The organism is Nocardiopsis sp. iso_25 (assembly GCF_056173305.1).
This window is the reverse complement of the sequence record NZ_CM149667.1, coordinates 6,078,325-6,099,320: the sequence shown is the minus strand read 5'-3', so window position 1 is coordinate 6,099,320 and position 20,996 is coordinate 6,078,325. Positions and strand designations below refer to the sequence as shown.

Annotated in this window: 23 protein-coding genes; 17 read left to right on the top strand and 6 right to left on the bottom strand. The window is 72.4% G+C overall.

Translation table 11 applies throughout. From position 1 onward, the window contains the following. The first annotated feature begins 48 nt into the window (after positions 1-48). The 3 genes from AC0VX6_RS26260 (at position 49) to AC0VX6_RS26250 (ending at position 3,534) form a co-directional block, all read left to right on the top strand. Positions 49-1,737 (top strand): bifunctional uroporphyrinogen-III C-methyltransferase/uroporphyrinogen-III synthase, encoded by a 1,689-nt coding sequence (locus AC0VX6_RS26260; protein WP_475466607.1) that lies wholly within the window; start codon positions 49-51, stop codon positions 1,735-1,737. Positions 1,738-1,784: 47 nt separating this feature from the next. Then, on the top strand, positions 1,785-2,783 hold the full coding sequence (gene hemB / locus AC0VX6_RS26255) for a porphobilinogen synthase (protein WP_248772366.1): 999 nt from the start codon (positions 1,785-1,787) through the stop codon (positions 2,781-2,783). Positions 2,784-2,880: 97 nt separating this feature from the next. Beyond that, positions 2,881-3,534 carry a bifunctional DNA primase/polymerase gene (locus AC0VX6_RS26250; protein ID WP_444961576.1) on the top strand — a complete coding sequence of 218 codons (654 nt, stop codon included), beginning with the start codon at positions 2,881-2,883 and terminating at the stop codon, positions 3,532-3,534. Positions 3,535-3,600: 66 nt separating this feature from the next. On the opposite strand, the gene map is transcribed toward AC0VX6_RS26250, so the two are convergent. The 3 genes from map to AC0VX6_RS26235 all read right to left on the bottom strand — a co-directional run bounded on the left by map (position 3,601) and on the right by AC0VX6_RS26235 (position 6,728). Then, positions 3,601-4,371 (bottom strand): type I methionyl aminopeptidase, encoded by a 771-nt coding sequence (gene map / locus AC0VX6_RS26245; protein WP_274975118.1) that lies wholly within the window; start codon positions 4,369-4,371, stop codon positions 3,601-3,603. Positions 4,372-4,596: 225 nt separating this feature from the next. Continuing rightward, complete coding sequence (locus AC0VX6_RS26240; RefSeq protein WP_274975117.1) at positions 4,597-5,274, bottom strand: response regulator; 678 nt, start codon at positions 5,272-5,274, stop codon at positions 4,597-4,599. Beyond that, on the bottom strand, positions 5,271-6,728 hold the full coding sequence (locus tag AC0VX6_RS26235) for a histidine kinase (protein WP_475466604.1): 1,458 nt from the start codon (positions 6,726-6,728) through the stop codon (positions 5,271-5,273). The genes AC0VX6_RS26240 and AC0VX6_RS26235 overlap by 4 nt, the downstream gene beginning before the upstream one ends. Before the next feature lie 196 nt (positions 6,729-6,924). Here AC0VX6_RS26235 and AC0VX6_RS26230 point away from each other — a divergent pair, with 196 nt between their 5' ends. Then, complete coding sequence (locus tag AC0VX6_RS26230) at positions 6,925-7,629, top strand: hypothetical protein (RefSeq protein ID WP_475466602.1); 705 nt, start codon at positions 6,925-6,927, stop codon at positions 7,627-7,629. Between the two features lie 177 nt (positions 7,630-7,806). Here AC0VX6_RS26230 and rraA read toward each other — a convergent pair whose 3' ends face one another. Continuing rightward, positions 7,807-8,295: a ribonuclease E activity regulator RraA gene (rraA, locus tag AC0VX6_RS26225; protein WP_248772360.1), complete on the bottom strand. Its 489-nt coding sequence runs from the start codon at positions 8,293-8,295 to the stop codon at positions 7,807-7,809. A 287-nt stretch (positions 8,296-8,582) separates the two neighbouring features. Here rraA and AC0VX6_RS26220 point away from each other — a divergent pair, with 287 nt between their 5' ends. From AC0VX6_RS26220 to AC0VX6_RS26190, 7 genes are all read left to right on the top strand, one after another. Continuing rightward, positions 8,583-9,272: a phosphatase PAP2 family protein gene (locus AC0VX6_RS26220; RefSeq protein ID WP_475466600.1), complete on the top strand. Its 690-nt coding sequence runs from the start codon at positions 8,583-8,585 to the stop codon at positions 9,270-9,272. 142 nt (positions 9,273-9,414) lie between these two features. Next, positions 9,415-10,815 carry an AAA family ATPase gene (locus AC0VX6_RS26215; protein WP_475466599.1) on the top strand — a complete coding sequence of 467 codons (1,401 nt, stop codon included), beginning with the start codon at positions 9,415-9,417 and terminating at the stop codon, positions 10,813-10,815. Then, a complete protein-coding gene (locus AC0VX6_RS26210; RefSeq protein ID WP_475466597.1) occupies positions 10,812-10,949 on the top strand; it encodes a hypothetical protein in 138 nt (45 codons plus the stop codon). Before AC0VX6_RS26215 ends, AC0VX6_RS26210 begins: the two co-directional genes overlap by 4 nt. Before the next feature lie 93 nt (positions 10,950-11,042). Then, positions 11,043-12,338 (top strand): glutamate-1-semialdehyde 2,1-aminomutase, encoded by a 1,296-nt coding sequence (gene hemL / locus AC0VX6_RS26205; RefSeq protein WP_475466596.1) that lies wholly within the window; start codon positions 11,043-11,045, stop codon positions 12,336-12,338. 55 nt (positions 12,339-12,393) lie between these two features. Then, a complete protein-coding gene (locus tag AC0VX6_RS26200; RefSeq protein WP_248772357.1) occupies positions 12,394-13,029 on the top strand; it encodes a histidine phosphatase family protein in 636 nt (211 codons plus the stop codon). Positions 13,030-13,253: 224 nt separating this feature from the next. Beyond that, on the top strand, positions 13,254-13,352 hold the full coding sequence (locus tag AC0VX6_RS26195) for a 30S ribosomal protein bS22 (RefSeq protein ID WP_013155353.1): 99 nt from the start codon (positions 13,254-13,256) through the stop codon (positions 13,350-13,352). A 225-nt stretch (positions 13,353-13,577) separates the two neighbouring features. Then, positions 13,578-14,516 carry an NAD-dependent epimerase/dehydratase family protein gene (locus tag AC0VX6_RS26190; RefSeq protein WP_274975109.1) on the top strand — a complete coding sequence of 313 codons (939 nt, stop codon included), beginning with the start codon at positions 13,578-13,580 and terminating at the stop codon, positions 14,514-14,516. 340 nt (positions 14,517-14,856) lie between these two features. On the opposite strand, the gene AC0VX6_RS26185 is transcribed toward AC0VX6_RS26190, so the two are convergent. Then, positions 14,857-15,645, bottom strand: coding sequence for an HAD family hydrolase (locus tag AC0VX6_RS26185; RefSeq protein ID WP_274975108.1), 789 nt, complete (start codon positions 15,643-15,645; stop codon positions 14,857-14,859). Positions 15,646-15,893: 248 nt separating this feature from the next. Between AC0VX6_RS26185 and AC0VX6_RS26180 the strand changes: the two genes are divergently transcribed. From AC0VX6_RS26180 to AC0VX6_RS26155, 6 genes are all read left to right on the top strand, one after another. Further along, positions 15,894-17,039, top strand: a complete 1,146-nt coding sequence (locus AC0VX6_RS26180) for a putative quinol monooxygenase (protein ID WP_475466594.1) — start codon at positions 15,894-15,896, stop codon at positions 17,037-17,039. 252 nt (positions 17,040-17,291) lie between these two features. Continuing rightward, entirely contained in the window at positions 17,292-17,990 is a 699-nt protein-coding gene (locus AC0VX6_RS26175; RefSeq protein ID WP_475466593.1) for an LmeA family phospholipid-binding protein, read from the top strand. A gap of 216 nt (positions 17,991-18,206) precedes the next feature. Continuing rightward, positions 18,207-18,545: a TlpA family protein disulfide reductase gene (locus AC0VX6_RS26170; protein WP_475466592.1), complete on the top strand. Its 339-nt coding sequence runs from the start codon at positions 18,207-18,209 to the stop codon at positions 18,543-18,545. A 96-nt stretch (positions 18,546-18,641) separates the two neighbouring features. Further along, positions 18,642-18,728, top strand: coding sequence for a putative leader peptide (locus AC0VX6_RS26165; protein WP_352983320.1), 87 nt, complete (start codon positions 18,642-18,644; stop codon positions 18,726-18,728). Between the two features lie 435 nt (positions 18,729-19,163). Then, entirely contained in the window at positions 19,164-20,009 is an 846-nt protein-coding gene (locus AC0VX6_RS26160; RefSeq protein WP_274975104.1) for a sulfurtransferase, read from the top strand. Further along, complete coding sequence (locus AC0VX6_RS26155; RefSeq protein WP_017563751.1) at positions 20,006-20,311, top strand: DUF1416 domain-containing protein; 306 nt, start codon at positions 20,006-20,008, stop codon at positions 20,309-20,311. Before AC0VX6_RS26160 ends, AC0VX6_RS26155 begins: the two co-directional genes overlap by 4 nt. 122 nt (positions 20,312-20,433) lie before the next feature. On the opposite strand, the gene AC0VX6_RS26150 is transcribed toward AC0VX6_RS26155, so the two are convergent. Next, on the bottom strand, positions 20,434-20,970 hold the full coding sequence (locus tag AC0VX6_RS26150) for a hypothetical protein (protein WP_475466590.1): 537 nt from the start codon (positions 20,968-20,970) through the stop codon (positions 20,434-20,436). Positions 20,971-20,996 lie beyond the last annotated feature (26 nt).

The following is a 20,996-nucleotide window of genomic DNA, read 5'->3' as shown; positions in this document are numbered from 1 at the left end:
CCGGCGCCGCACACCGGGGCGCGGCGACCCACACAGAGGAGCCAGTACGTGAACGCCAACGCCAACCCCCAGCCGGAGGAGCCGCGCGCCGCAGCGCGGGCCGGGCACGTCGCCCTGGTCGGTTCCGGTCCGGGCGGCGCCGACCTGCTCACCCTGCGCGGCGCCGAGCTGCTGAGCCACGCCGACGTGGTCATCACCCTGCGCGAGCCCGCCGCGGAGGAGCTCTCGGGCTTTCGCGCCGAACTCCTCTCCCACTGCTCCGAGGACGTCTCCGTGATCGAGGCGGGCGAGTGCGGCGGCGACGTCAACGCCGTGGCGGTGGCGCGCGCCCGCGACGGGCAGCGGGTGGTCCGCCTCTACTCCGGCGACCCGTTCTTCGGCTGCCGCGGCGCCGAGCTGGTCTCCGCCTGCCACGAGGCCGGGGTCGAGGTCGAGGTCGCCCCCGGCGTCTCCGCGATCACCTCCGTGCCGACCTTCGCGGGCGTGCCGCTGCTGGACGCGGACAGCCCCGAGGTGCGCGTGCTCAACGCCCGCGCGCACGGCAGGGGAGGGGTCGACTGGCACGAGGCCGCCGCCAGCGGCGCCACCCTGGTCGTCATGGGCGGCGACGCGCCCGTCGGCGAGCCGGTGGAGCACCAGGGTCCCGGCTTCGACGTGCTGTGCAAGACCCTCATCGCCGGAGGGCGGCCCGCCACGACCCCCGTCGCGGTCGTGCGCGCGGGCGGCACCACCCGACAGACCACGGTCTCCTCCACCCTGGGGCGGCTCGTCGCCGACCTCAAGGCCAAGGACGCCAAGGGCCACCACGCCACCGCGCCCGCGCTGATGATCGTCGGCCCCGCCGCGGGCCGCCACTCCGAGCTGTCCTGGTACGAGAGCCGCCCGCTGTTCGGCTGGCGCGTCCTGGTGCCCCGCACCAAGGAGCAGGCCGCCGCCCTGTCCGACCAGCTGCGCGGCTACGGAGCGGTGCCCGAGGAGGTGCCGACCATCTCCGTGGAGCCGCCGCGCACCCCGCAGCAGATGGAGCGCGCCGTCCGCGGCCTGGTCACCGGCCGCTACCAGTGGGTGGCCTTCACCTCCGTCAACGCGGTCCGCGCCATCCGGGAGCGCCTGGAGTCCTACGGCCTGGACGCGCGCGCGTTCGCCGGGGTCAAGGTCGCCGTCGTCGGCGAGGCCACCGCGCGTGCCGTGCGCGAGTTCGGCATCCAGCCCGACCTGGCCCCGCCCGAGGAGGAGCAGTCCAGCTCGGGCCTGGTTTCGGTGTGGCCGCCCTACGACGCTGAGATCGACCCGATCGAGCGGGTCCTGCTGCCGCGCGCCGACATCGCCACCGAGACCCTGTCCGCCGGACTGGACAAGCTCGGCTGGGAGGTCGACGACGTCACCGCCTACCGCACCGTGCGCGCCGCGCCCCCGCCCGCGCCCGTCCGCGAGGCGATCAAGGGCGGCGGCTTCGACGCGGTGCTGTTCACGTCCTCCTCCACGGTGCGCAACCTGGTGGGGATCGCGGGCAAGCCGCACAACACCACCGCCATCGCCGTCATCGGCCCCGAGACGGAGAAGACCGCGATCGAGTTCGGCCTGCGCGTCGACGTCGTGGCGCCCAAAGCCTCCGTTTCCGCCCTCGCGCAGGCCCTTTCGGAGTACGGTGCCGAGAAGAGGCGCGAGGCGGTCGAGGCGGGCAAGCCCGTCCTCAAGCCCAGTCAGAAGAGGCGCGGTCGCCGCCGCAAGCTCTGAGAGACCACACCGCCACCGACGCACGAACCTTTCCCGGGAGTCCCGTGATGAACGCCTCCAGCAACGACGCCGCCTTCCCCGCGGTCCGGCCGCGCCGCCTGCGCCGCGGTCCGGCGCTGCGCCGCCTGGTCGCCGAGACCCGGGTCCGCCCCGAGAACCTCGTCCTGCCGATGTTCGTCAAGGAGGGCATCACCGAGCCGGTGGCCGTCTCCTCGATGCCCGGCCAGGTGCAGCACACGCGTGAGAGCCTGCGCAAGGCGGCCCACGAGGCGGCCGCCGCCGGGGTCGGCGGGCTGATGCTGTTCGGCATCCCCGCGCACAAGGACGCGCACGGCTCGGCCGCCGACGACCCCGAGGGGATCGTCCAGGCCGCCCTGCGCGACCTGTCCGCCGAGGTCGGCGACGACCTCGTGGTGATGGCCGACCTGTGCCTGTGCGAGTACACCGACCACGGCCACTGCGGCCCGCTGGAGGTGGACGGGCACGTCGACAACGACCTCACCCTGGAGCGGTACGCGTCCGTGGCCGCCGCCCAGGCCGAGGCGGGCGCCGCCGTGGTGGCGCCCAGCGGCATGATGGACGGCCAGGTCGCGGCGATCCGCGCCGGGCTGGACCGCACCGGGCACCAGCAGGTGCCCATCCTGGCCTACGCCGCCAAGTACGCGTCGGCGTTCTACGGCCCCTTCCGCGAGGCCGCGGAGGGCGCACCGCAGTTCGGCGACCGCTCCGGCTACCAGCAGGACCCCGCCAACGCGCGCGAGGCGCTGCGCGAGGTGGCCCTGGACGTCGCCGAGGGCGCGGACATGGTGATGGTCAAACCCGGCCTGGCCTACCTCGACATCGTGGCCAAGGTGGCCGAGGCCTCCCCGGTACCCGTGTCGGCCTACCAGGTCAGCGGCGAGTACGCGATGATCGAGGCGGCCGCGGAGCGGGGCTGGATCGACCGCGAGCGGGCCATCGTGGAGACACTGACCTCCTACCGCAGGGCAGGGGCCGAGCAGATCCTCACCTACTGGGCGACCGAGGCCGCCCGCCTGCTGCGGTAGCGCGACCAGGCCCCTCGCCCCGGTCGCGGTCTCCGGGCGCCGGGCCTCCCGAAGGCGAGGCCGCGCCTGGAACACGAGCGAACACCGGGGAGGCTCCATGGCCGAGGTTCTGTACCGACGTAAGCGCCGCCATGCGGCGGCCAGCATGCTGGCCGCGGCTCTGGGCTACGCCGAGCTGGGCTGGCCGGTGGCGCGCGGCACCTCGCCGGGGCAGGACCGCGCGTGCAGCTGCGACCGGATGGGCTGTCCGGACCCGGCGGCGCACCCGGTGACGATGGCCTGGGGCGTGGAGGCCAGCACCGACACCGACACCATCCGGCGGTGGTGGACGGCCACCCCCGACGCGAACATCATCCTGCCCACGGGGCGGGTCTTCGACGTGTTCGACGTCCCCCGTGAGGCGGGTGTGATGGCGCTGGCGCGCATGGGCCGCTCGGGCGTCCCCGCGGGTCCGGTCGCGGCGGTGGAGTCCTCTCGCTACCTGTTCTTCGTGGCCACCCGTTCGCCGGTGGACGAGGACGAGTGGTGGTCCTGTCACCTGGACTGCGTGCCCGAGGCCGTGGAGGAGATGCCGGGTCTGCGCTGGCACTGCCGGGACAGCTTCGTGCTCGGCGCCCCCTCGCTGCTGCCCTCCGGCGGCCGGGTCACCTGGATCCGCCCGCCGCGCGCCGCGGACGGGGCCGTGGTGCTGCCCGACCCGATCGTGGTGCTCGACATCCTCGCCGACGCGAGCGAGGAGTTCTCCGCCTGACCCCCGGGGCGCGCCGGGCCCGCCGGTGGCGGTACCGGGCCGGGCGCGCGAGCGGCGGTCGGAGGCTCACCCGGGCAGGGTGAGGATCTCGGCTCCCTTGTCGGTGATGGCGATCGTGTGCTCGCTGTGCGCCGTCCGGCAGCCCGTCGCGCTGCGCAGCGTCCACCCGTCGGCGTCGGTGACCAGTTCGTCGGTGTCCGCCATGACCCACGGCTCCAGGGCGAGCAGCAGTCCGGGGCGCAGCTTGTAGCCGCGTCCGGGCTGCCCGGTGTTGGCCACGTGCGGGTCCTGGTGCATCGTCGAACCGATGCCGTGACCGCCGAACTCGGTGTTGATCGGGTACCCCGCCCCGCTGAGGACCGAGCCGATGGCGTGTGAGATGTCGCCGACACGGGCGCCGGGCCGGGCGGCGGCGATCCCCGCCTCCAGCGCGCGTTCGGTCGCGCGGATCATCGCGACGCTCTCCGCGGGCCTGGACTCGCCCACGACGAAGCTGATGGCGGAGTCCGCGGCGACCCCGCCCAGGGAGACGGCGAGGTCGAGCGTGAGCAGGTCGCCGTCGGCGAGCGCGTAGTCGTGGGGCAGGCCGTGGAGCACGGCGTCGTTGACGGCCGTGCAGATGTAGTGGCCGAACGGGCCGCGCCCGAAGGAGGGCGCGTAGTCGACGTAGCAGGACTGCGCTCCGGCCTCGGCGATCATCTCCTGTGCCCACCGGTCGATGTCCAGGAGGTTGGTGCCGACCGTGGCACGGCTCCGTGCGGTCTGGAGGATGCGGGCGACCAGGGCGCCCGCGTCCTTGGCTCGGGCCAGTTCGGCGGGTTTCAGGATCTCGATCATGCGGTGGCCTCTCACGCAACCAATAACTATACCGGCCATACTATACCGGTTCCGGAGGTGGGGTCACGGCCGGATCGCCGGTCGGTCCACCGGAGGGCGGACGCGGACGGCGCCCCGGGGCTCCGCCGCGCCCGCGGGGTGTGCTCAGTGCCCGGGGTTGCGACCGACGCACGTGTCTGGGGACCCTCCGGAGGAGCGGGTCCGTCCGGCCTTCGAGGACGGGCCCTAGCCGCCCCGGCGCTCCCGTATCCACAGGGCGAGCCGGGTGCGGTCGCGCAGCCCGAGCTTGCGCAGGATGCTCGTGACGTGGTTCTTGGCGGTGCCCTCGGTGATGAACAGGGCCCGCGCGACCTCCCGGTTGGTGGCGCCCGTGCCGACGAGACGGGCCACCTCCTCCTCGCGCTCGGACAGCCGGGGCGCCTCCCCGTGCCCCGAGCGGCGGGGCGGGTCCGCCGCGGGGGCGGAGGAGGAGCCTTCGCCCAGCGCGGCGACCAGGAGCTCCGCCGCTGGACCGCCGAGAACGGTCTCGCCCCGGGCGACGCGGCGGATCGCCGCCACCAGTTCCTCCGGCGGCACGTCCTTGAGCAGGTAGCCGCGCGCTCCGGCCCGCAGACCGCCGAAGACCAGTTCGTCGTCGTCGAACGTGGTCAGGACCAGGGCGGGCACGTCCGGGTACTCCGCGCGCATCCGCCCGACGAGGGCCACCCCGTCCATGCGCGGCATGCGGGCGTCCACCAGAGCCACGTCCGGGAGCGGGTCGGCGGCCGACAGGAACTCCAGGGCCTCGACGCCGTCCGCGGCGTCGCCGACGACGTCGACGCCCTCCTCGATCTCCAGCAGTTTGCGCAGGCCCTGCCGCATCAGGATCTGGTCGTCGACGATCAGGACCGAAACAGTGCTCAAGTGGTGCCCCCAGCCGTGCCGTGAACAGTCTCCCGCGTACCGGAGCCCGCGGGAACCTCCGCGCGGAGCCGGAAGCCGAGGGGGCCCGCCGGGGGCGCGCTCCCCGGAGCCGTGCCCTCCGGCGTGCGCTCCCGACAGGTCGGGCTTCCGTCCGCCCCGTCCACCACGTCCTCCCGGGCCCGGCCCTCCGGCGCCGTGTCCTTCCGGGCCCGGCCCTTCAACGTCGTGTCCTCCCGTGTCCGGTCGTCTGCGCACACGTTGCCGCTGAGCATCGTTCCGCCGACGGCCGCGACCCGTTCGGACAGTCCCCGCAGCCCGAACCCTCCGCGCACCGCCTCCTCCGCCGCGCCGCCGCCGTTGTCGGTCACTGTGACCGCGACCCCGTCGGCGCGGGTCAGCACCTCCACCTCGACCAGGTCGGCGCCCGAGTGGCGCATCGCGTTCGTCAGGCCCTCCTGGAGCACCCGGTAGCAGACCAGCTCGGCCTCCTCCGACAGGTCGGGCCAGACACCGGTGCCGGTGACCGCGAACCCGATCCGGATGCCCCCGCCGTCGAAGGAGGCCGCCAGCGCCCGCATCGCGGCCAGCCCCGCGCGTCCCTCCAACCGCAGGGGCCGCAGCGCGCGCACCCAGCGCCGGGTGTCGGTGAGCGCCTCCCTGGCCAGCCCACGGGCCTGCTCCACCTCCTCCCACGCCGCGTCGGGCCGGGCGGTGCGAAAGCGCAGGGCGTTCGTCAGCGACATGGTGAGCGCGGTCAGGTAGTGGCCGGTGCTGTCGTGCATCTCCCGGGACATGCGGGCGCGCTCCTCGGCCACGGTGAGCTCGCGGATGCGCTCGGAGCGGCGGCGCAGCTCCCCGTGGGCCTCCTCCAGCGCGGCCAGGAGCTCCCGTGTGCGCTCGGCCCGCCGTGCGGCCACGGTCAGCCCGAGGAACACCGTTCCCGACGCCGCCACGATGAACAGCAGGGTCACCCCGGCGAACAGCCCCACCGCGAACGGCAGGCCGGGGACCACCAGGGTCAGACCGACGCTGAACACGAGCACGGCGGAGCCGTAGCCGATGCCGCCCGGCAGCCCGAACACGGCCACCGCGTTCATCGTGCCCACGCACAGCAGCAGGAAGGTCGTGTGGTTGCTGCTGAGCATGCAGAACACGGTGAGGGCGAGGAAGGCGGCGCTGACCGCTCTGCGCGGCCACGGGGACGCCGGGGACCAGGCCAGGAACGGCCACAGCGCGCAGCAGAGCAGCAGGACTCCGACGCTGACGAGCACGGCGGCGTTGGCGACCGGTTCGCCGCCGTGGAAACGCATCTGCCCGCTCAGGAACAGCAGCGCGTAAAGGCCGAGGGTGAGCGCCACCGCACCCCAGAACAGCAGTTTCAGAACGCGGGGCGGACGGTTCTCGTGCAGCGTGACCCAGGAGGACGGGTCTGTCGCGGAGCCGGGGGTGCGCATTCCTCCGAGCGTAGTCGGGACGTCCCCGTGCGGACCGTCGCGGGAGGTCATGGTCGGGGGCATGTCCGCACCATGACCTCCGGCACGTCCGGTGCCCGCGAAACGCGTGACGGCACCGTGCCCCGCGGTCGATGCGGCCCCGAAAACCTTTTTCCTAGTGTTGTGCCACGGGAACGGCGAGGGAGAGGAAAAAGGAATGAACGGCACGGAGAATCCGGCGGAGGCGAAGAGGGAAAGGCCCCGCATTCCCCTTTCGGGAATTATCGTCACGGCGGTCGCGGTCGCCCTCATGGCCATCGTCTCCTGGACGGCCTGGCCCGAGCTGCCGGGAACGGTGCTCAGCGGACGGACCAACCTGGACGGCACCCCCGACACGGTCCCCCGGGTGGTGCTCGCGCTTGCCCTGCCCCTGACGACCGGGTTCCTGGCGGTCGTGCTGTCGGCCGCCGTGGTCTTCGGAACCCGTCTCCAGAACGGCCTCCAGGACGCGTTGGGGCTGCCGTCGGCGTCGACGGCGCGGAGCGCCGCGCGGGGCATGAACGCCCTCCTGTGCCTGCTGTCCCTGTTCCTGCTCGTGACGCACGGCGTGCTCGTCCTGGGCCAGGCCGGATGGGACCTCCCGATCAGCCGGGTGCTGGGCGCGGCGACCGGGCTGTTTCTGGTCGGTGTCGGCGCCGTCCTGCCCGCGCCGGAGCCCGGGGCGGACCGCGACGGGCCCATGCTCCGCTGGTGGTCGGCCGCGCACCGCCTCATGAGGACCGGGTTCGTGCTGGTCGGTCTGGCGCAGACGGCGGTCGTCCTGCTCGTCGACCACATGCTGGTGTGGCTCCTCGTCCCGCTCCTGCTGCTCCCCGTGATGTGCGCGGCCGTGGTGCTCCCGCTCCTGCGCGGCCGGGCCTGAGCGCGCGGGGCGGCGGGTGCGGGCGGGGCGACGGGTGCGGGCGGGACGGGCGGAAGCAAGGTCCGGAGTCCGCTGGGGGCCGCTGAGGGCTCGGCGGGACGCACCGGGAAGGCGTTGGGGATGCGTGGAGGAGGTCACCCCGGCGACCTCCTCCGTTCGCCTCCGCTTGGTCCGGCGTCAGATCCGGATCTCCTCGGCGTTCACCACAACGCCGTCCTCGTCGCTGTAGAGCCACTCGCCCGGCGTGAACGTGACGTCGCCGAAGGCCACGGGCACGTCCAGGCGGCCGGCGGCGTCCTTGAGGGACTTGCGGGGGTTGGAGCCCAGCGCCTTCACGCCCAGGTCCAGTCCGGCCAGGGCGCGGGTGTCGCGGACCGCACCGAAGATCACGGTTCCGGCCCAGCCGTTGGCCACGGCCGCCTCGGCGATCATGTCGCCCATCAGGGCCGACCGCAGCGAGCCGCCGCCGTCCACCACCAGGACCGCGCCGTCGCCCGGGGTGTTGAGGACCTGCTTGACCAGGCCGTTGTCCTCGTGGCAGCGGACGGTGCGGATGCGACCGGAGAACACCGCGCGCCCCCCGAACTGGCGGAACTGCGTGGAGCAGCTGCGCAGGGTGTCGCCGTGGTCGTCGATGAGGTCCGCGGTGGTGAAGTTCGAGGTCATCGGGGCTCCGTCTCGGGAGGGCGGATGGGCACCGCCGGGAGGGTGGACACCCCCAAGCTACTCATCGGTACGCCTGGCCCTCGGTGCGGCACGGCCCCTCCTTGGTCGGTGCCGTCCGTCTCTTTCGTCGATACGGCCGTTTCGCGGGTCCGGGAAGCCCCGGTTGATGACAGGATGAAGGCTTTCATGTCACCGAATCATGGGATTCCCGTCATCCCCGGACGGGACGTCGCCCAGAACATCCCCCCTGCGCGCGATCCTCCCCCTGAGCGACCCAATGGAGAGAGATGGTCTCTGAGATCCTCGCCGTCAGCGCCGCCTGGTCCCGGGCCCTGATCGAGTTCACTGCGGACCTGGACCCCTGGGTGCAGAGCGTCGCCTACGTGGGCACCGACCTCTTCCTCGGAGTGTTCGCGGTCCTCTTCCTCGCCGCCTGGTGGCGCGCCCGCGCGGTGGACTCCCGCCTGGTCGGCCTGGCCCTGTTCGCCCCCGTCGCCACCGTCGTCGCCTACGCGGTCAGCCGCACGGTGAAGACGTTCTTCGAGCAGATGCGCCCCTGCCAGGCCATGACCGACCTGACCACGATCGCCACCTGCGACCCGCTCGGCGACTGGTCCTTCCCGAGCAACCACGCCGCGATCGCGGGCGCCGCCGCCGCGGCGCTCATCCTGGCCTGGCGCCGCATCGCCGTCCTCGCCGTGCTGCTCGCCGTCCTGGAGGCCTTCTCCCGGGTCTTCGTCGGCGCCCACTACCCGCACGACGTCACCGTCGGCCTCCTCGTCGGCGCCACCGTCGCGGCCCTGGTCTCCCTGGCCGCCTCCCGCCCGATGACCGCCCTCGTGGAGCTGCTCGCCCGTAACGACCGTCTGCGCCCGCTGGTGCGCGCCGAACGGCCGGACACCCCGGCCGCCCCGGACACGGGCGCGCCGCCCCTGTCCGACACCCCCGCCCGGGACGGCCACGCCGCCCGGCACTGAGCGGACCCCCGCGTGCCCCACCCCTCCCCCCGGGGGGCGGGGCACACGCGTGTGTGGCCACGGACACATGGCATGCCTGTCGTGTGTGGTTTTTCCGCGCGAAAAGCGGTGAAGCCGCTCGGCTCCGGGGGAGAGTGCCGCGATGCTGCTGAGTTTCCGCGCCGAGAACCACAAGTCCATCCGCGAGGAGCAGCAACTCCTGCTCACTCCCGTCTACGACGAGGCCCGCCCGCAGGAGGTCGACTGGGAGGCCGCCACGGTCGCCGGGGTCTTCGGAGCCAACGCCTCGGGCGAGTCCAATCTCCTGGACGCGCTCTCCTTCATGCGGGACACCGTCCGGTGGTCGATGAGCCGCAACGAACCGGGGAGCGGCATCCAGCGCCACCCCTTCAAGTTGAGCGCGGACGCCCGGGAGGAGCCCTCCACGTTCGTGGTCGACCTCGTGATCGACGGAGTCCGCCACACCTACGGCTTCGGAATCGATGACGAGCAGGTCGTGGAGGAGTGGCTGTACAGCTACCCCAGGCAGCGCAAGCGCGTCGTGTTCGAACGCGACGGGCAGGAGTTCTCCTTCGGAGACCAGGCCTCGGGCAAACTGCGCCAGGTCAGGGAGATCACCGGTCGGAACGTCCTCTTCCTCACCGTCGCCGCCCGCGCCTCGAACGCGGAGGTGGAACCGGTCTACCGCTGGTTCTCCGAGAGCCTCGCCTTCGCCTCGGAACGCAGCCCGGAGCGCCCGGCCTGGCTGTATGGAGGAGCGGCCTCCGAGGAGCGCATGGCTGCTCTCGGTCGCCTGCTGAAGTCCGCTGACACCGGCATCGAGGCCGTGGAACTGCATGAGCAGGCTTCCGGTTCCGAGACGGAGACAGTAACCGTCCAACCACCGCTGCCCGAACGTGAGCAGCTCCGTCAGTGGTCGCTGAAGCGGACCTCGCGGGAACAGCGTGACGACCGTGTGTCCCATGTCGTTCACCTCACGTCGGGAAGCGGTAAGTCGCCGGACATGGCAGCGCTCCTGGCAAACCTGATCCGCGAACGCACCACGCTCCTCTTCCACCACCGGGGGGAGGAGTCCGCGACCCCGCTCCTGTGGGAGGAGGAGTCACTGGGCACCCGGGCGTTCACCACGATCGGCTTCGACGCCCAACGCGCCCTGGAGACAGGTGGAGTCCTCGTCGTCGACGAGATCGACGCCAGCCTCCACCCCTACCTCTCCGCCAAGGTCGTCTCCCTCTTCCAGGACGAGGAACACAACCCCGAGGGCGCCCAACTGGTCTTCACCAGCCACGACGCCGCCCTCCTCGGGCGTGTACGCGGTGAGGAGGTCCTCAAGCGCGACCACATCTGGTTCGTGGACAAGGACGACCGGGGACGGACCTCGCTCTACCCGCTCAGCGACTTCAAGCCGCGAGGAGACGACAACCGCGCCCGGCGCTACCTCACGGGCCGCTACGGAGCGGTTCCGGACGTGGACGACGAGCTGTTCCGGGACGCCCTGCGCAGGCGCGAGCAGGCACGGGAACCGGAGGAAGTCACCCCGTGAGCAAGGGGCGCAAGAGGGAGCGGAGGGAGACGAGCCTCGACCGCCGCAGGCCGTACCGCGATGACAAGCGCGTCTACCTCGTCGTCTGCGAGGGCGAGACCGAGAAGCGCTTCCGGGCGCTGATCCGCCCCTGACCCCGACACCGGTCCGGGCACCGGCGCCGGGACCTCGGCCGACGCGGGGCGGGTCATGGTCCCGGTACCGGACACAGCTGACACACTGATGAGGTGGGTACTCAACAGACTTCCGCAGAGCTTTTCCAGCGTGCCTCCGCCGTCGTGCCCGGTGGCGTGAACTCCCCCGTCCGCGCCTTCGGCGCCGTCGGCGGCACCCCGCCCTTCTTCGTCAAGGGCGAGGGCCCCTACCTCACCGACGCCGACGGCCGCCAGTACGTCGACCTCGTGTGCTCGTGGGGGCCGCTGATCCTCGGCCACGCGGCCCCCGCCGTCGTCGAGGCCCTCCACGGCGCGGTCGACGCCGGGACCTCCTACGGCGCGCCGACCCCCGGCGAGGTCGAGCTGGCCGAGCTGATCGTCGAACGCACCCCGGTGGAGAAGGTCCGCCTCGTCAACTCCGGCACCGAGGCCACCATGTCCGCGATCCGCCTCGCGCGCGGCTTCACCGGGCGCAGCAAGATCGTCAAGTTCGCGGGCAACTACCACGGCCACGTCGACGCCCTCCTGGCCTCCGCCGGTTCGGGCCTGGCCACCTTCGCCCTGCCCGACTCCCCGGGTGTGACCGGGGCCAGCGCCGCCGACACCCTCGTGCTGCCCTACAACGACCCCGAGGCCGTCGAGCGCGCCTTCGCCGAGCACGGCGACGAGATCGCCTGCGTGATCGCCGAGGCCTGCCCCGCCAACATGGGCGTCGTCGCCCCCCGGAACGGGTTCAACGCCCGGATCAAGGAGATCGCGCACGCCAACGGCGCCCTCCTCATCCTCGACGAGGTCCTCACCGGCTTCCGCGTCAGCGCCTCGGGCTGGTTCGGCCTGGAGGGCGTCGCCCCCGACCTCATGACCTTCGGCAAGGTCATGGGCGGCGGCCTGCCCGCCGCCGCGTTCGGCGGACGCGCCGAGATCATGGACCGCCTCGCGCCGAACGGTCCCGTCTACCAGGCGGGCACCCTGTCCGGGAACCCGCTGGCCACCGCCGCCGGCCTGGCCACCCTGCGGGGGGCCACCCCCGAGGTCTACGCCCGCATCGACGAGGTCTCCGCGCGGGTGGCGGCCGAGGTCTCCAAGGCGCTCGGCGAGGCCGGCGTCGTCCACCGGCTCCAGAACGGCGGCAACCTCTTCACGGTGTTCTTCACCGACCAGGAGGCCGTGGACTTCGACACCGCGCGCACCACCGACACCGCGGTCTTCTCCGCGTTCTTCCACGCCATGCTCGACCAGGGCGTGTACCTGCCGCCCGCCGCCTTCGAGGCCTGGTTCTTCTCCGCCGCGCACGACGACGCCGCCGTGGACAGGGTGGTCTCGGCGCTGCCCAGAGCGGCCCGCGCCGCGGCCGAGGCCCAGGGCTGACGCCCAGGGCCGGTACAGCCCCGACGCCCACGACCCCGAAGGAAAGACACACACGATGACGACGACCACCGTCGTGCACCTGCTGCGACACGGAGAGGTGTACAACCCCGGCAAGGTGCTCTACGGAAGGCTCCCCGGCTTCCACCTCAGCGACCGGGGCCAGCAGATGGCGGAGATGACCGCGGAGTGGTTCGAGGGCCACGACATCGCGGCGCTGTTCTCCTCGCCGCTGGACCGCACCCAGGAGACCGCCGTGCCGCTCCAGAAGGCGACGGACCTGCCCGTCACCCTGGACGACCGGCTCATCGAGGCGGCCAACAAGTTCGAGGGAATGAGCCTGTCGCGGCGGTCGGTGCGCGATCCCCGCGTGTTCAGCCGGGTGTACAACCCGTTCCTGCCGTCCTGGGGCGAGCCCTACTCCGAGATCGTCGCGCGCATGGTGGAGGCCGTCAAGGTCGCCCGCCGGGCGGCGTGGGGCCGCGAGGCCGTGTGCGTCAGCCACCAGCTGCCGATCTGGATGACCCGCCGCGCGGCCGAGGGCAAACGCCTCTGGCACCGTCCCGACCTGCGCGAGTGCAACCTGGCGAGCGTGACGTCGCTGACCTTCAGCGACCAGCGGCTGACCAGCGTCAGCTACGCGGAGCCCGCCGCCGTCCTGTACAAGGACGAGCCCGCACTTCCCGGGGCGTGACCCGGAGCGCGCACCCGTAACGGTAAGCTGGGCCTTCGGGTGCGGTAGGTGCGCGCTCTCCAGCGCCGGACCCGGGGGACGCCACCCCGGTCGCACCGGCCGATCGGGGCCCCGGGCACGCAGGTGTCCGAACGGCTCCGGTGACCGCATCCGAGCCCCTTGCCGGTTTCCACCGCCCAGCGGTGCGGCATGTCCGTAACCTCCGTCAGCGAGAAGGTGATCCCATGGGTTCCGTCATCAAGAAGCGCCGCAAGCGGATGGCGAAGAAGAAGCACCGCAAGCTGCTCAAGCGCACGCGTGTCGCGCGTCGCAACAAGAAGTAGGACCGGTAGCGGCGAACGTCGTCTCTCCGCGGGCGCGGGCGCGCTCCAGGCACGCCCCGGACGCGGAGACACCGCCGTCCTTGCCCGGCCTTTGCCGGAGCAATGGAATTTTCTGGGTGAGGCGCTGTTGTGTCTCACGGGTCGCGGTCGCCGGTTCACCCCCCGGGTGAACGGTCCGCGGGCCTGCCGGAACAGCTCCCGTCTCCTCCCAAGGAACGTGTCGCCATGGTTCGTGTCGTACTCGTCACCGGGGTTTCCACACCCCTGGCCGCCAGGGTCGCGCAGACCCTGAGCGAGGAGCCCGGGGTCCGCCGGGTGATCGGTGCCGACTCCTCGCCACCGCCCACGGACGAGCCGGGCGTCGAGTACGCCCATGTCGACCTGCACGACGGGAGCCTGGACAGGATCGTCGCCGACTCCGGCGCCGACCTCGTCCTGCACCTGGGCCTGGACACCGCTGGCCGTCCCAACCGCGAGGACAACGTCCTGGGCACCATGCGGGTGCTCGGCGCGGCCCAGCGCTCCACCACCGTCCGGCGCCTGGTGGTGCGGTCCAGCGCCACCCTGGACGCCGACGACGCGGCCGAGGTCGAGCGGCACACCCGCGGCCTCCAGCGCCGACGCCCCGACCTGTCGGTGGCCGTCCTGCGCTTCGCCAACCTCATCGGCCCCTCGGTGAGCACCCCGCTCACGCGTTACCTGGACTCGCGGTTCGTGCCCACCGTGCTCGGCAGCGACCCCGACGTGCAGTTCCTGCACGAGGACGACGGCGCCGAGGCGCTGGTGCGCATGGCGCTCAGCGACGGCACCGGGTTCTTCGACGTGGCGGGCGAGGACTCGGTCCGCCTCTCGCACTGCCTGCGCCGCGTCGGCGGCCAGCGGCTCCCCGTCCCGGCGCGCGGCCTGCGGGTACTGCGCGGTCTGGCCAAGCACGGCCGGATCGACTACGCGAGTTCCAGCACCTCCCGCGCCGTGCGCGCGGGCCTGAACACCTCGGGCATGCACACCGACTCCCTGGAGCGGGTGCTGGAGTGGTCGCCCGCCTACAGCTCGGCGGAGGCCTTCGAGACCTACGCGGGCAGCCGTCGCGGCACGTCCTCGCGCGGAGGCGGTCTGCGGCCCGTCCACGTGCTCGCCCTCGCCAGGGCCACGCTGGGGCGCTGAGGGATCTCCGGTCGGCCCCTGGTGCGGCCCGCGGTGTGGAACGCCCGGAAAGTGCATCTGAGGGCTTTGTGGGCAGCATGAGGTGTTTCGGGCCCCTGGGCCCCCTTGTTCCATTGCACCAGCCGGTCACCCGTCGGCGCCACGCCCACGCGTGACCTGTGGACAACTCCGGTCCCGGGCCCGATCCCGTGCGGCGGCCCTCCCGACGGCGCGGGCGCCCCGCCCGTCCGGTTCCACCGGTCCACGGCCACCGGGTCGCCCGGCTCCTCAGCCCACCCGGTTCCCCTGTCCGTCCGGCTTCTCCAGCCTCCCGGCTCCACCGGCCTCCGGTCCGCCCGGCTCAGCCGGTCCGTCTCTGTCTGACCGCGCGCAGCGCCACGGCACCGGCCACGGCGCCCACGGCGGCCGGGACGGCCACCCGCAGCGCGTTCCGGTGCCGCCGGAAGTCGTGCACCGGCCACCCGTGCGAGCGGGCGTACCTGCGCAGGTCGGTGTCCGGGTTGACCGCGTGCGGGCGCCCCACCAGGGACAGCAGCGGCAGGTCGTTGGAGGAGTCGCTGTAGGCGGAGCAGGAGGCCAGGTCCCACCCCTCCCGGCGGGCGAGGGCGCGCACGGCCACGGCCTTGGCCGGACCGTGCAGCAGGTCCCCGTTCAACCGCCCCGTGTACACGCCGTCGACGCACTCGGCCTCGGTGCCCAGCGCGCCGGTCAGGCCCAGCCGCCGCCGGATGATCTGCGCCAGCTCCACCGGTGTCGCGGTCACCAGCCACACCGGCCGACCCGCGTCCAGGTGCCCCTGGACGAGCGCCCGGGTGCCCTCCCAGATCCGGTCGGCCATGGTGTCGTCGTAGATCTCCTCGCAGAGCGCGACGAGGTCGCTCACGTCGTGTCCGGCCACGAACGCCAGCGCGGCCTCGCGCGCGGCGTTGATGTGCTCGGGCTGCTCGCTGCCGGTCACCCGGAACACCGTCTGCCCCCACGCGAACCGCATCAGGTCGCGGGTGGTGAACAGGTCCCGGGAGGCCAGGCCCCGGGCGAAGTGGTAGATCGACGCACCCCGCATCAGGGTGTTGTCCACGTCGAAGAAGGCGGCCCCGCGCGCGTTCGGGGACACGGCGTCGTGTGACACGGTTCTCTCCTGGCTTGGGTGGGGGAAGCGGCCCTTCCGGTGTCGGGGCGGCGCTCCCCGCGTAGTGCGAGCCTACGGCCACCCGCGGGCAGGGTGGGGCCGCTGGGATGCGGCGGCAAACCTGGTGATGAAGGTCACAGTGTAAATCCCCGTTGTGGCCTCCACTCTGCAGGATCGTCACCCACACTGGCCCCGCGAATCTGCATCGAGTGCACATCCACCCGCTAACGTGCAGCATCATTGTCGGGATGGTGACGGTAGGACTGGCATTCATAAGCGCGTTGGTGGGCTGGAGCGCCACCGCCGCGCTCGCCGCGTACGCCCAACGCCGTCCCAGTGTGGCCGCGGTCGGATGGCTCATCGCCGCACTGGGTACGACGATCGGCCTCAGCGCGGGCGTGATCGGCGCGATGTTCGACTTCGGCGGGGCCACCTTCCGGCTGCTGCATATCGGCATCAGCCTCCTGGGCCCGCTCTACATGGCCTGGGGTGCGCTGGAGTACGGCGTCCGCTCGCCCCGCGGTCGGTTCACCTCGCGGCTGTTCCTCAGCGCGTTCACCATCGTCCCCCTGGTGGTGCTGTCCGTCGACCGGGTGGGCACCCGCTTCGACGCCTCCTACCCCGCCATGGGCGACCACTACGACCTCATTCCGCGCTCGCTCGTCAACCTCACGCAGGTCCTCGTCGCGGTCTTCCTCGTCTCCGCGCTCGTCGCGGTCGCCCGGCGCGCCTCCGACCACCGCCGCACCGATCTGACGGTGCTGGGGCTGGTCGGCCTGGCCGCGCTGCTGTCCGTCGTGGTCGGCCGCTTCGGCCTCGGCTTCGGGGGGCCGCTGCTGATGCTCGGCGCCGTCGCCGCGCTGTGGGGGGCCGTCGCCATGGCCGCGCGCCCGCGCCGCGACCCCTACGACGACGATGACGACTACTACGACGACTACGACGACGGGGGCGCGGACCCCGACGACGATCTCCCGGAGGAGCCCGTGCGCCGCAAGCGTCGCCAAGCCGACCCCTACGACGACTACTACGACGGCCCCCCGGTCCGCCAGGCACCGCCCAGCAAGCTGCGCGGCGTCATCACCATCTACACCCTCGCCGACCAGCAGGGCCCGGGTTTCGACCGCATCGCCGACGCCCTCGTCGCCCAGGTCTCCCACAGCGAGCCGGACACCCTGCTGTTCGCCTGCCACACGGTGCCCAGCGCGCCGCTCCAGCGCATCGTCTACGCGATGTACCGCGACGAGCTGGCGCAGGAGGAGCACGAGCAGCAGCCGCACGTCCTGGAGTTCGCCCGCCTCAGCCCCCAGCACGTGGTCGCCACCAACGTGATCGAACTCTCCCTCGCGGGCGCGGCGGCCAGCGACGGCCTCGCCGCCATGCTGATGCCCCGCTGAGCAGAGCCCGCAGGACCCGTCAACGGGGCCGCAGCGCCTCGTTTCCGCCCCGCGAGATGTCTCGAACCGGTCTAGTCGTCCATCCGGGACAAACCGGTGGAAGGCCCCGGGCGTCCAACCTGTGGTGAAGTAGCCTTTCCGACAGGTTTCCATGACCGGCGCCCGTCGGGCGCCGATGGCGTGTGACCACGACCGGCGGGACGAACCAGCCGAGAGCGCGCCGGAACGAAAGAAAGTGTGCTGGGATCTCCGATGCGTAAGTTTCTCGTCGTTCTCCTGATCCTCCTGGCGGTCGCAGTGGTTGCGGCCGACATCGGGGCACGCGGCTTCGCGCAGAACATGGTCGCGAGCCAGCTGGCCCAGCGGCTCCAGATGGCCGAGGAGCCGGAGGTGTCCATCGAGGGGTGGGCCTTCCTGCCGCAGGCCGTCAGCGGCACCTACTCCGAGGTCAACATCACCGCCGCCTCGGCCACCATGGACAGCATCACCGTCGAGCAGATCGACGTCACCGCCATCGAGGTCGACGCGCCCCCCGCCGACCTGCTCAACCAGCCGACGGTGGTGGCGGGGCAGCTGGACGGCTCCTTCACCGTCCCCTACTCCTTCTTCAACGCCTACCTCCCCGAGGGCATCACCATCACGACCGAGGGCGGCGAGCCCCGTATCAGCGGTGAGCTGGCCTTCCCCGAGTTCGGCATCAGCACCTCCGTCAACGCGGGCGGCGAGTTCTCCGTCGAGGGCGACACCGTGACCGTCACCCCCGTCGACGTCCAGGTGGGCGACGCCCCCGTCGACCTCAGCGGCATGGCCGCGACCATGCTCACCTTCAGCGCCCAGGCCCCGCAGCTGCCGTTCGGCCTGACCGTCACCGAGATGGAGGCCACCTCCAGCGGCCTGCGGGTCACCGGTACCGGATCGGACGTTCCGCTCATGGGCGCCGACGCGGTCTGACGCCGGCTCCGGCCGCCCCGCGGCGGCGCCGTCGCGGTTCTTCCCGGACGGTACGGCCGCGGGGGCCGGAACGCGCGCCCGCCACCGGCCGCGCGGTCCGCGCCGTTCCGTCACGGGGCGCGCGGACAGAGCCGGGCCGACGGGCGGCCCGCGTACCGGGAGCGGCAGCCGCAGAACCGGAGAAGAACGAGGACACGCAGGGGGAGGGGAAGCGCCATGGCGCGACAGGACACGGACGCGGCGGGCGACGTGCTCACCGCGGAGGAGGTCGGCGCCCCGTTGGGGCAGCGGGCCACCCTCGTGCAGTTCTCCACCGCCTTCTGCCAGCCCTGCCGGGCCACTCGGCGCGTCCTCGACGAGGTCGCGGCCATGGTCGACGGCGTCGCACACGTGGAGGTGGACGCCGAGTCCCGCCTCGACCTCGTCCGTCGCCTGGACGTCACGGGCACCCCCACCGTCCTGGTCCTGGACGCCTCCGGCCGCGTGGTGCGCCGAGCGGGGGGCCAGCCCCGCAAGGCGGACGTGATCGCCGCGATCGGCGCGGCCGTCCTCTGAACCGTTTCCCTCCGGACGCCCCACCCGCGAGAACGACCTCTTTGTGATCCAGCCCACCAGTGACAAACGTGTAACACGGCCTGTAGCGTCTTCGGTGTGACCTCCTTGACGAGCGCGTATCTGACGAAGCGACGGGCAGTGGACTTCTGCCGCGTCGCCGCCGCGCTCTGTCTGTGTCCCTAGGGCGGACGGGCCCCGGAGCCCACGCCCCCTCCGTGCGACTGGTTCTGGTTTTCCGTGTACGCATCTGGGGACAGCACACATGCGGGTCGACCCTCACGGGCAGTGCCTCGCGCCTGCCCTGACCACTTCCGTAACAGCCGTAGCCCCGGCAGCCGCTGACCTTCGCGTCCCCGGCCGCCGTGCTCCGTCCTGCGCGGACGCGGTGGCAGGGAGGGTCCGGCACCCGCTTCGCAGCCCGCTGTCCGCGTTCCCCGTACGCCCGGAATCCGCCGTGCCCCGACTTCCCGGAGCGCGTCCGGCGGCCCCGGCCCGCGCCGGAACCGGTAACCGCGCACCGCTTCGCAGACTTTCCGCATCCCCCGCTCCCGGGACGGCAGCCCCCGGGAGCACCGATCCGCACACGCGACACCGCACAAGAAACACAGGAGGTTCCCCATGAGCCGCTCCGACGTCCTCGTGGACGCCGACTGGGTGGAGGCTCACCTGGACGACGCCGACGTGGTCCTGGTCGAGGTCGACGAGGACACGTCCGCGTACGACAAGGGCCACATCCCCGGCGCCGTCAAGATCGACTGGAAGACGGACCTCCAGGACCCCGTCCGCCGCGACTTCGTGGACCGCACCGGTTTCGAGAAGCTGCTGTCCGCCAAGGGCATCGGCAACGACGACCAGGTCATCCTGTACGGCGGCAACAACAACTGGTTCGCCGCCTACGCGTACTGGTACTTCAAGCTCTACGGCCACGCCAACGTCCGCCTGCTGGACGGCGGCCGCAAGAAGTGGGAGCTCGACTCCCGCGAGCTCGTCAAGGACGTCCCCGAGCGGGCCGCCACCCAGTACACCGCCCAGGAGCAGGACGCCTCCATCCGCGCCTTCCGCGACGAGGTCGTGCAGGCCATCGGCACCAAGGACCTGGTCGACGTCCGCTCGCCCGACGAGTTCACCGGCAAGCTGCTGGCTCCCGCGCACCTGCCGCAGGAGACCTCGCAGCGCCCGGGCCACATCCCGACCGCGCGCAACATCCCGTGGGCCAAGACGGCCAACGAGGACGGCACCTTCAAGACCGCCGACGAGCTGCGCGAGCTCTACACCGGCGCGGGCGTGGACCTGGACAAGGACATCATCGCCTACTGCCGGATCGGCGAGCGCTCCTCGCACACCTGGTTCGCCCTGCACGAGATCCTGGGCCTGGAGAACGTCAAGAACTACGACGGCTCGTGGACCGAGTACGGCTCCCTCGTGGGCGTCCCGGTCGAGCTGGGGGAGGCCGAGGCCAAGTGAGCGACAGCTGCGGAGCGCCGGTCGGCGGGGTCGCCCTCGCCGACGTCGACGCCGGGAACCAGGCGGTCATCCAGGGCACGGTCACCCGTGACGGACAGCCGCTGAGCGGGGCCTACGCCCGCCTGCTGAACGACTCCGACGACTTCGTCGGAGAGGTGGCCACCGGCGAGGAGGGCACGTTCCGCTTCTTCGCCGCCGACGGCTCCTGGAAGGTGCGCGTCCTCGCCTCGAAGGGCTTCACCGGCGAGTACACGGTGCAGGCCGAGGTGGGCAAGGTCATCGACCTCCAGGTGCAGGCCTAGACGGCCGGGCCGGGCGACCTCAGGCGTACACGGGGCGCCGGTGCCGACGGGAGACCGTTCGGCACCGGCGCCCCGCGCCGTTGCGGGCCCCGTCCATCTCGGGAATCCGTTCTCCGGGCCCCTCAGCCCGGGGTCCCCTCCCGGTCCTTCTCCGCGAGGGGGAGGTTGAGCTCGACGGCGACGGCGGTGCGCCGCAGGCGCAGGAGGCGGTAGGGCACCACGCCCAGCAGGTAGGGGACGAGCACCACCACAAACAGGGCGAACAGCACGCGCATGGCCACCGGGGCGCCTTCGTCCGACGCCCATCTGAGCATGTTCGGCAACTGGATCGCCATGACCAAGCACAGGGTGACCGTCTCCCACGGGTTCTCCCAGCGCCGGTGTTCGGCGCGCGCCCGGTGGCACACGAGCCGGGCCGTGCGCGGGTCGTCCACCGCGTGCCCCCGCCGCACCGCTCTTTTGACCCTGCGCCGCTGCTCCCGGTCCGCCCTGGACCACATTCCGTCCTCCGCGGACGAGGCGGAGGGCGGCCAGAGCGGGCGTCCGTTGCGGCGGCGCCACCGGCGGCTCATGACCGCGGACGCGATCAACATCGCCAGGCCGACGACCATGAGGGCGAGAAGTGCTGCGTACAGGTAGACCTCGGGAATGGGGGTCACTCCTCGGAAAGGGGGCGTCCTCTCTT

Excerpts from the sequence above, each read along its gene's own strand:
- AC0VX6_RS26190 (WP_274975109.1), top strand. The coding sequence starts at position 13,578 with ATGGTTCGTGTCGTACTCGTCACCGGGGTTTCCACACCCCTGGCCGCC.
- hemB (WP_248772366.1), top strand. The coding sequence starts at position 1,785 with ATGAACGCCTCCAGCAACGACGCCGCCTTCCCCGCGGTCCGGCCGCGC.
- AC0VX6_RS26195 (WP_013155353.1), top strand. The coding sequence starts at position 13,254 with ATGGGTTCCGTCATCAAGAAGCGCCGCAAGCGGATGGCGAAGAAGAAG.
- AC0VX6_RS26170 (WP_475466592.1), top strand. The coding sequence starts at position 18,207 with ATGGCGCGACAGGACACGGACGCGGCGGGCGACGTGCTCACCGCGGAG.
- map (WP_274975118.1), bottom strand. The coding sequence starts at position 4,371 with ATGATCGAGATCCTGAAACCCGCCGAACTGGCCCGAGCCAAGGACGCG.
- AC0VX6_RS26220 (WP_475466600.1), top strand. The coding sequence starts at position 8,583 with ATGGTCTCTGAGATCCTCGCCGTCAGCGCCGCCTGGTCCCGGGCCCTG.
- AC0VX6_RS26250 (WP_444961576.1), top strand. The coding sequence starts at position 2,881 with ATGGCCGAGGTTCTGTACCGACGTAAGCGCCGCCATGCGGCGGCCAGC.
- AC0VX6_RS26215 (WP_475466599.1), top strand. The coding sequence starts at position 9,415 with ATGCTGCTGAGTTTCCGCGCCGAGAACCACAAGTCCATCCGCGAGGAG.
- rraA (WP_248772360.1), bottom strand. The coding sequence starts at position 8,295 with ATGACCTCGAACTTCACCACCGCGGACCTCATCGACGACCACGGCGAC.
- AC0VX6_RS26160 (WP_274975104.1), top strand. The coding sequence starts at position 19,164 with ATGAGCCGCTCCGACGTCCTCGTGGACGCCGACTGGGTGGAGGCTCAC.
- AC0VX6_RS26230 (WP_475466602.1), top strand. The coding sequence starts at position 6,925 with ATGAACGGCACGGAGAATCCGGCGGAGGCGAAGAGGGAAAGGCCCCGC.
- AC0VX6_RS26180 (WP_475466594.1), top strand. The coding sequence starts at position 15,894 with ATGGTGACGGTAGGACTGGCATTCATAAGCGCGTTGGTGGGCTGGAGC.
- AC0VX6_RS26175 (WP_475466593.1), top strand. The coding sequence starts at position 17,292 with ATGCGTAAGTTTCTCGTCGTTCTCCTGATCCTCCTGGCGGTCGCAGTG.
- AC0VX6_RS26200 (WP_248772357.1), top strand. The coding sequence starts at position 12,394 with ATGACGACGACCACCGTCGTGCACCTGCTGCGACACGGAGAGGTGTAC.
- AC0VX6_RS26235 (WP_475466604.1), bottom strand. The coding sequence starts at position 6,728 with ATGCGCACCCCCGGCTCCGCGACAGACCCGTCCTCCTGGGTCACGCTG.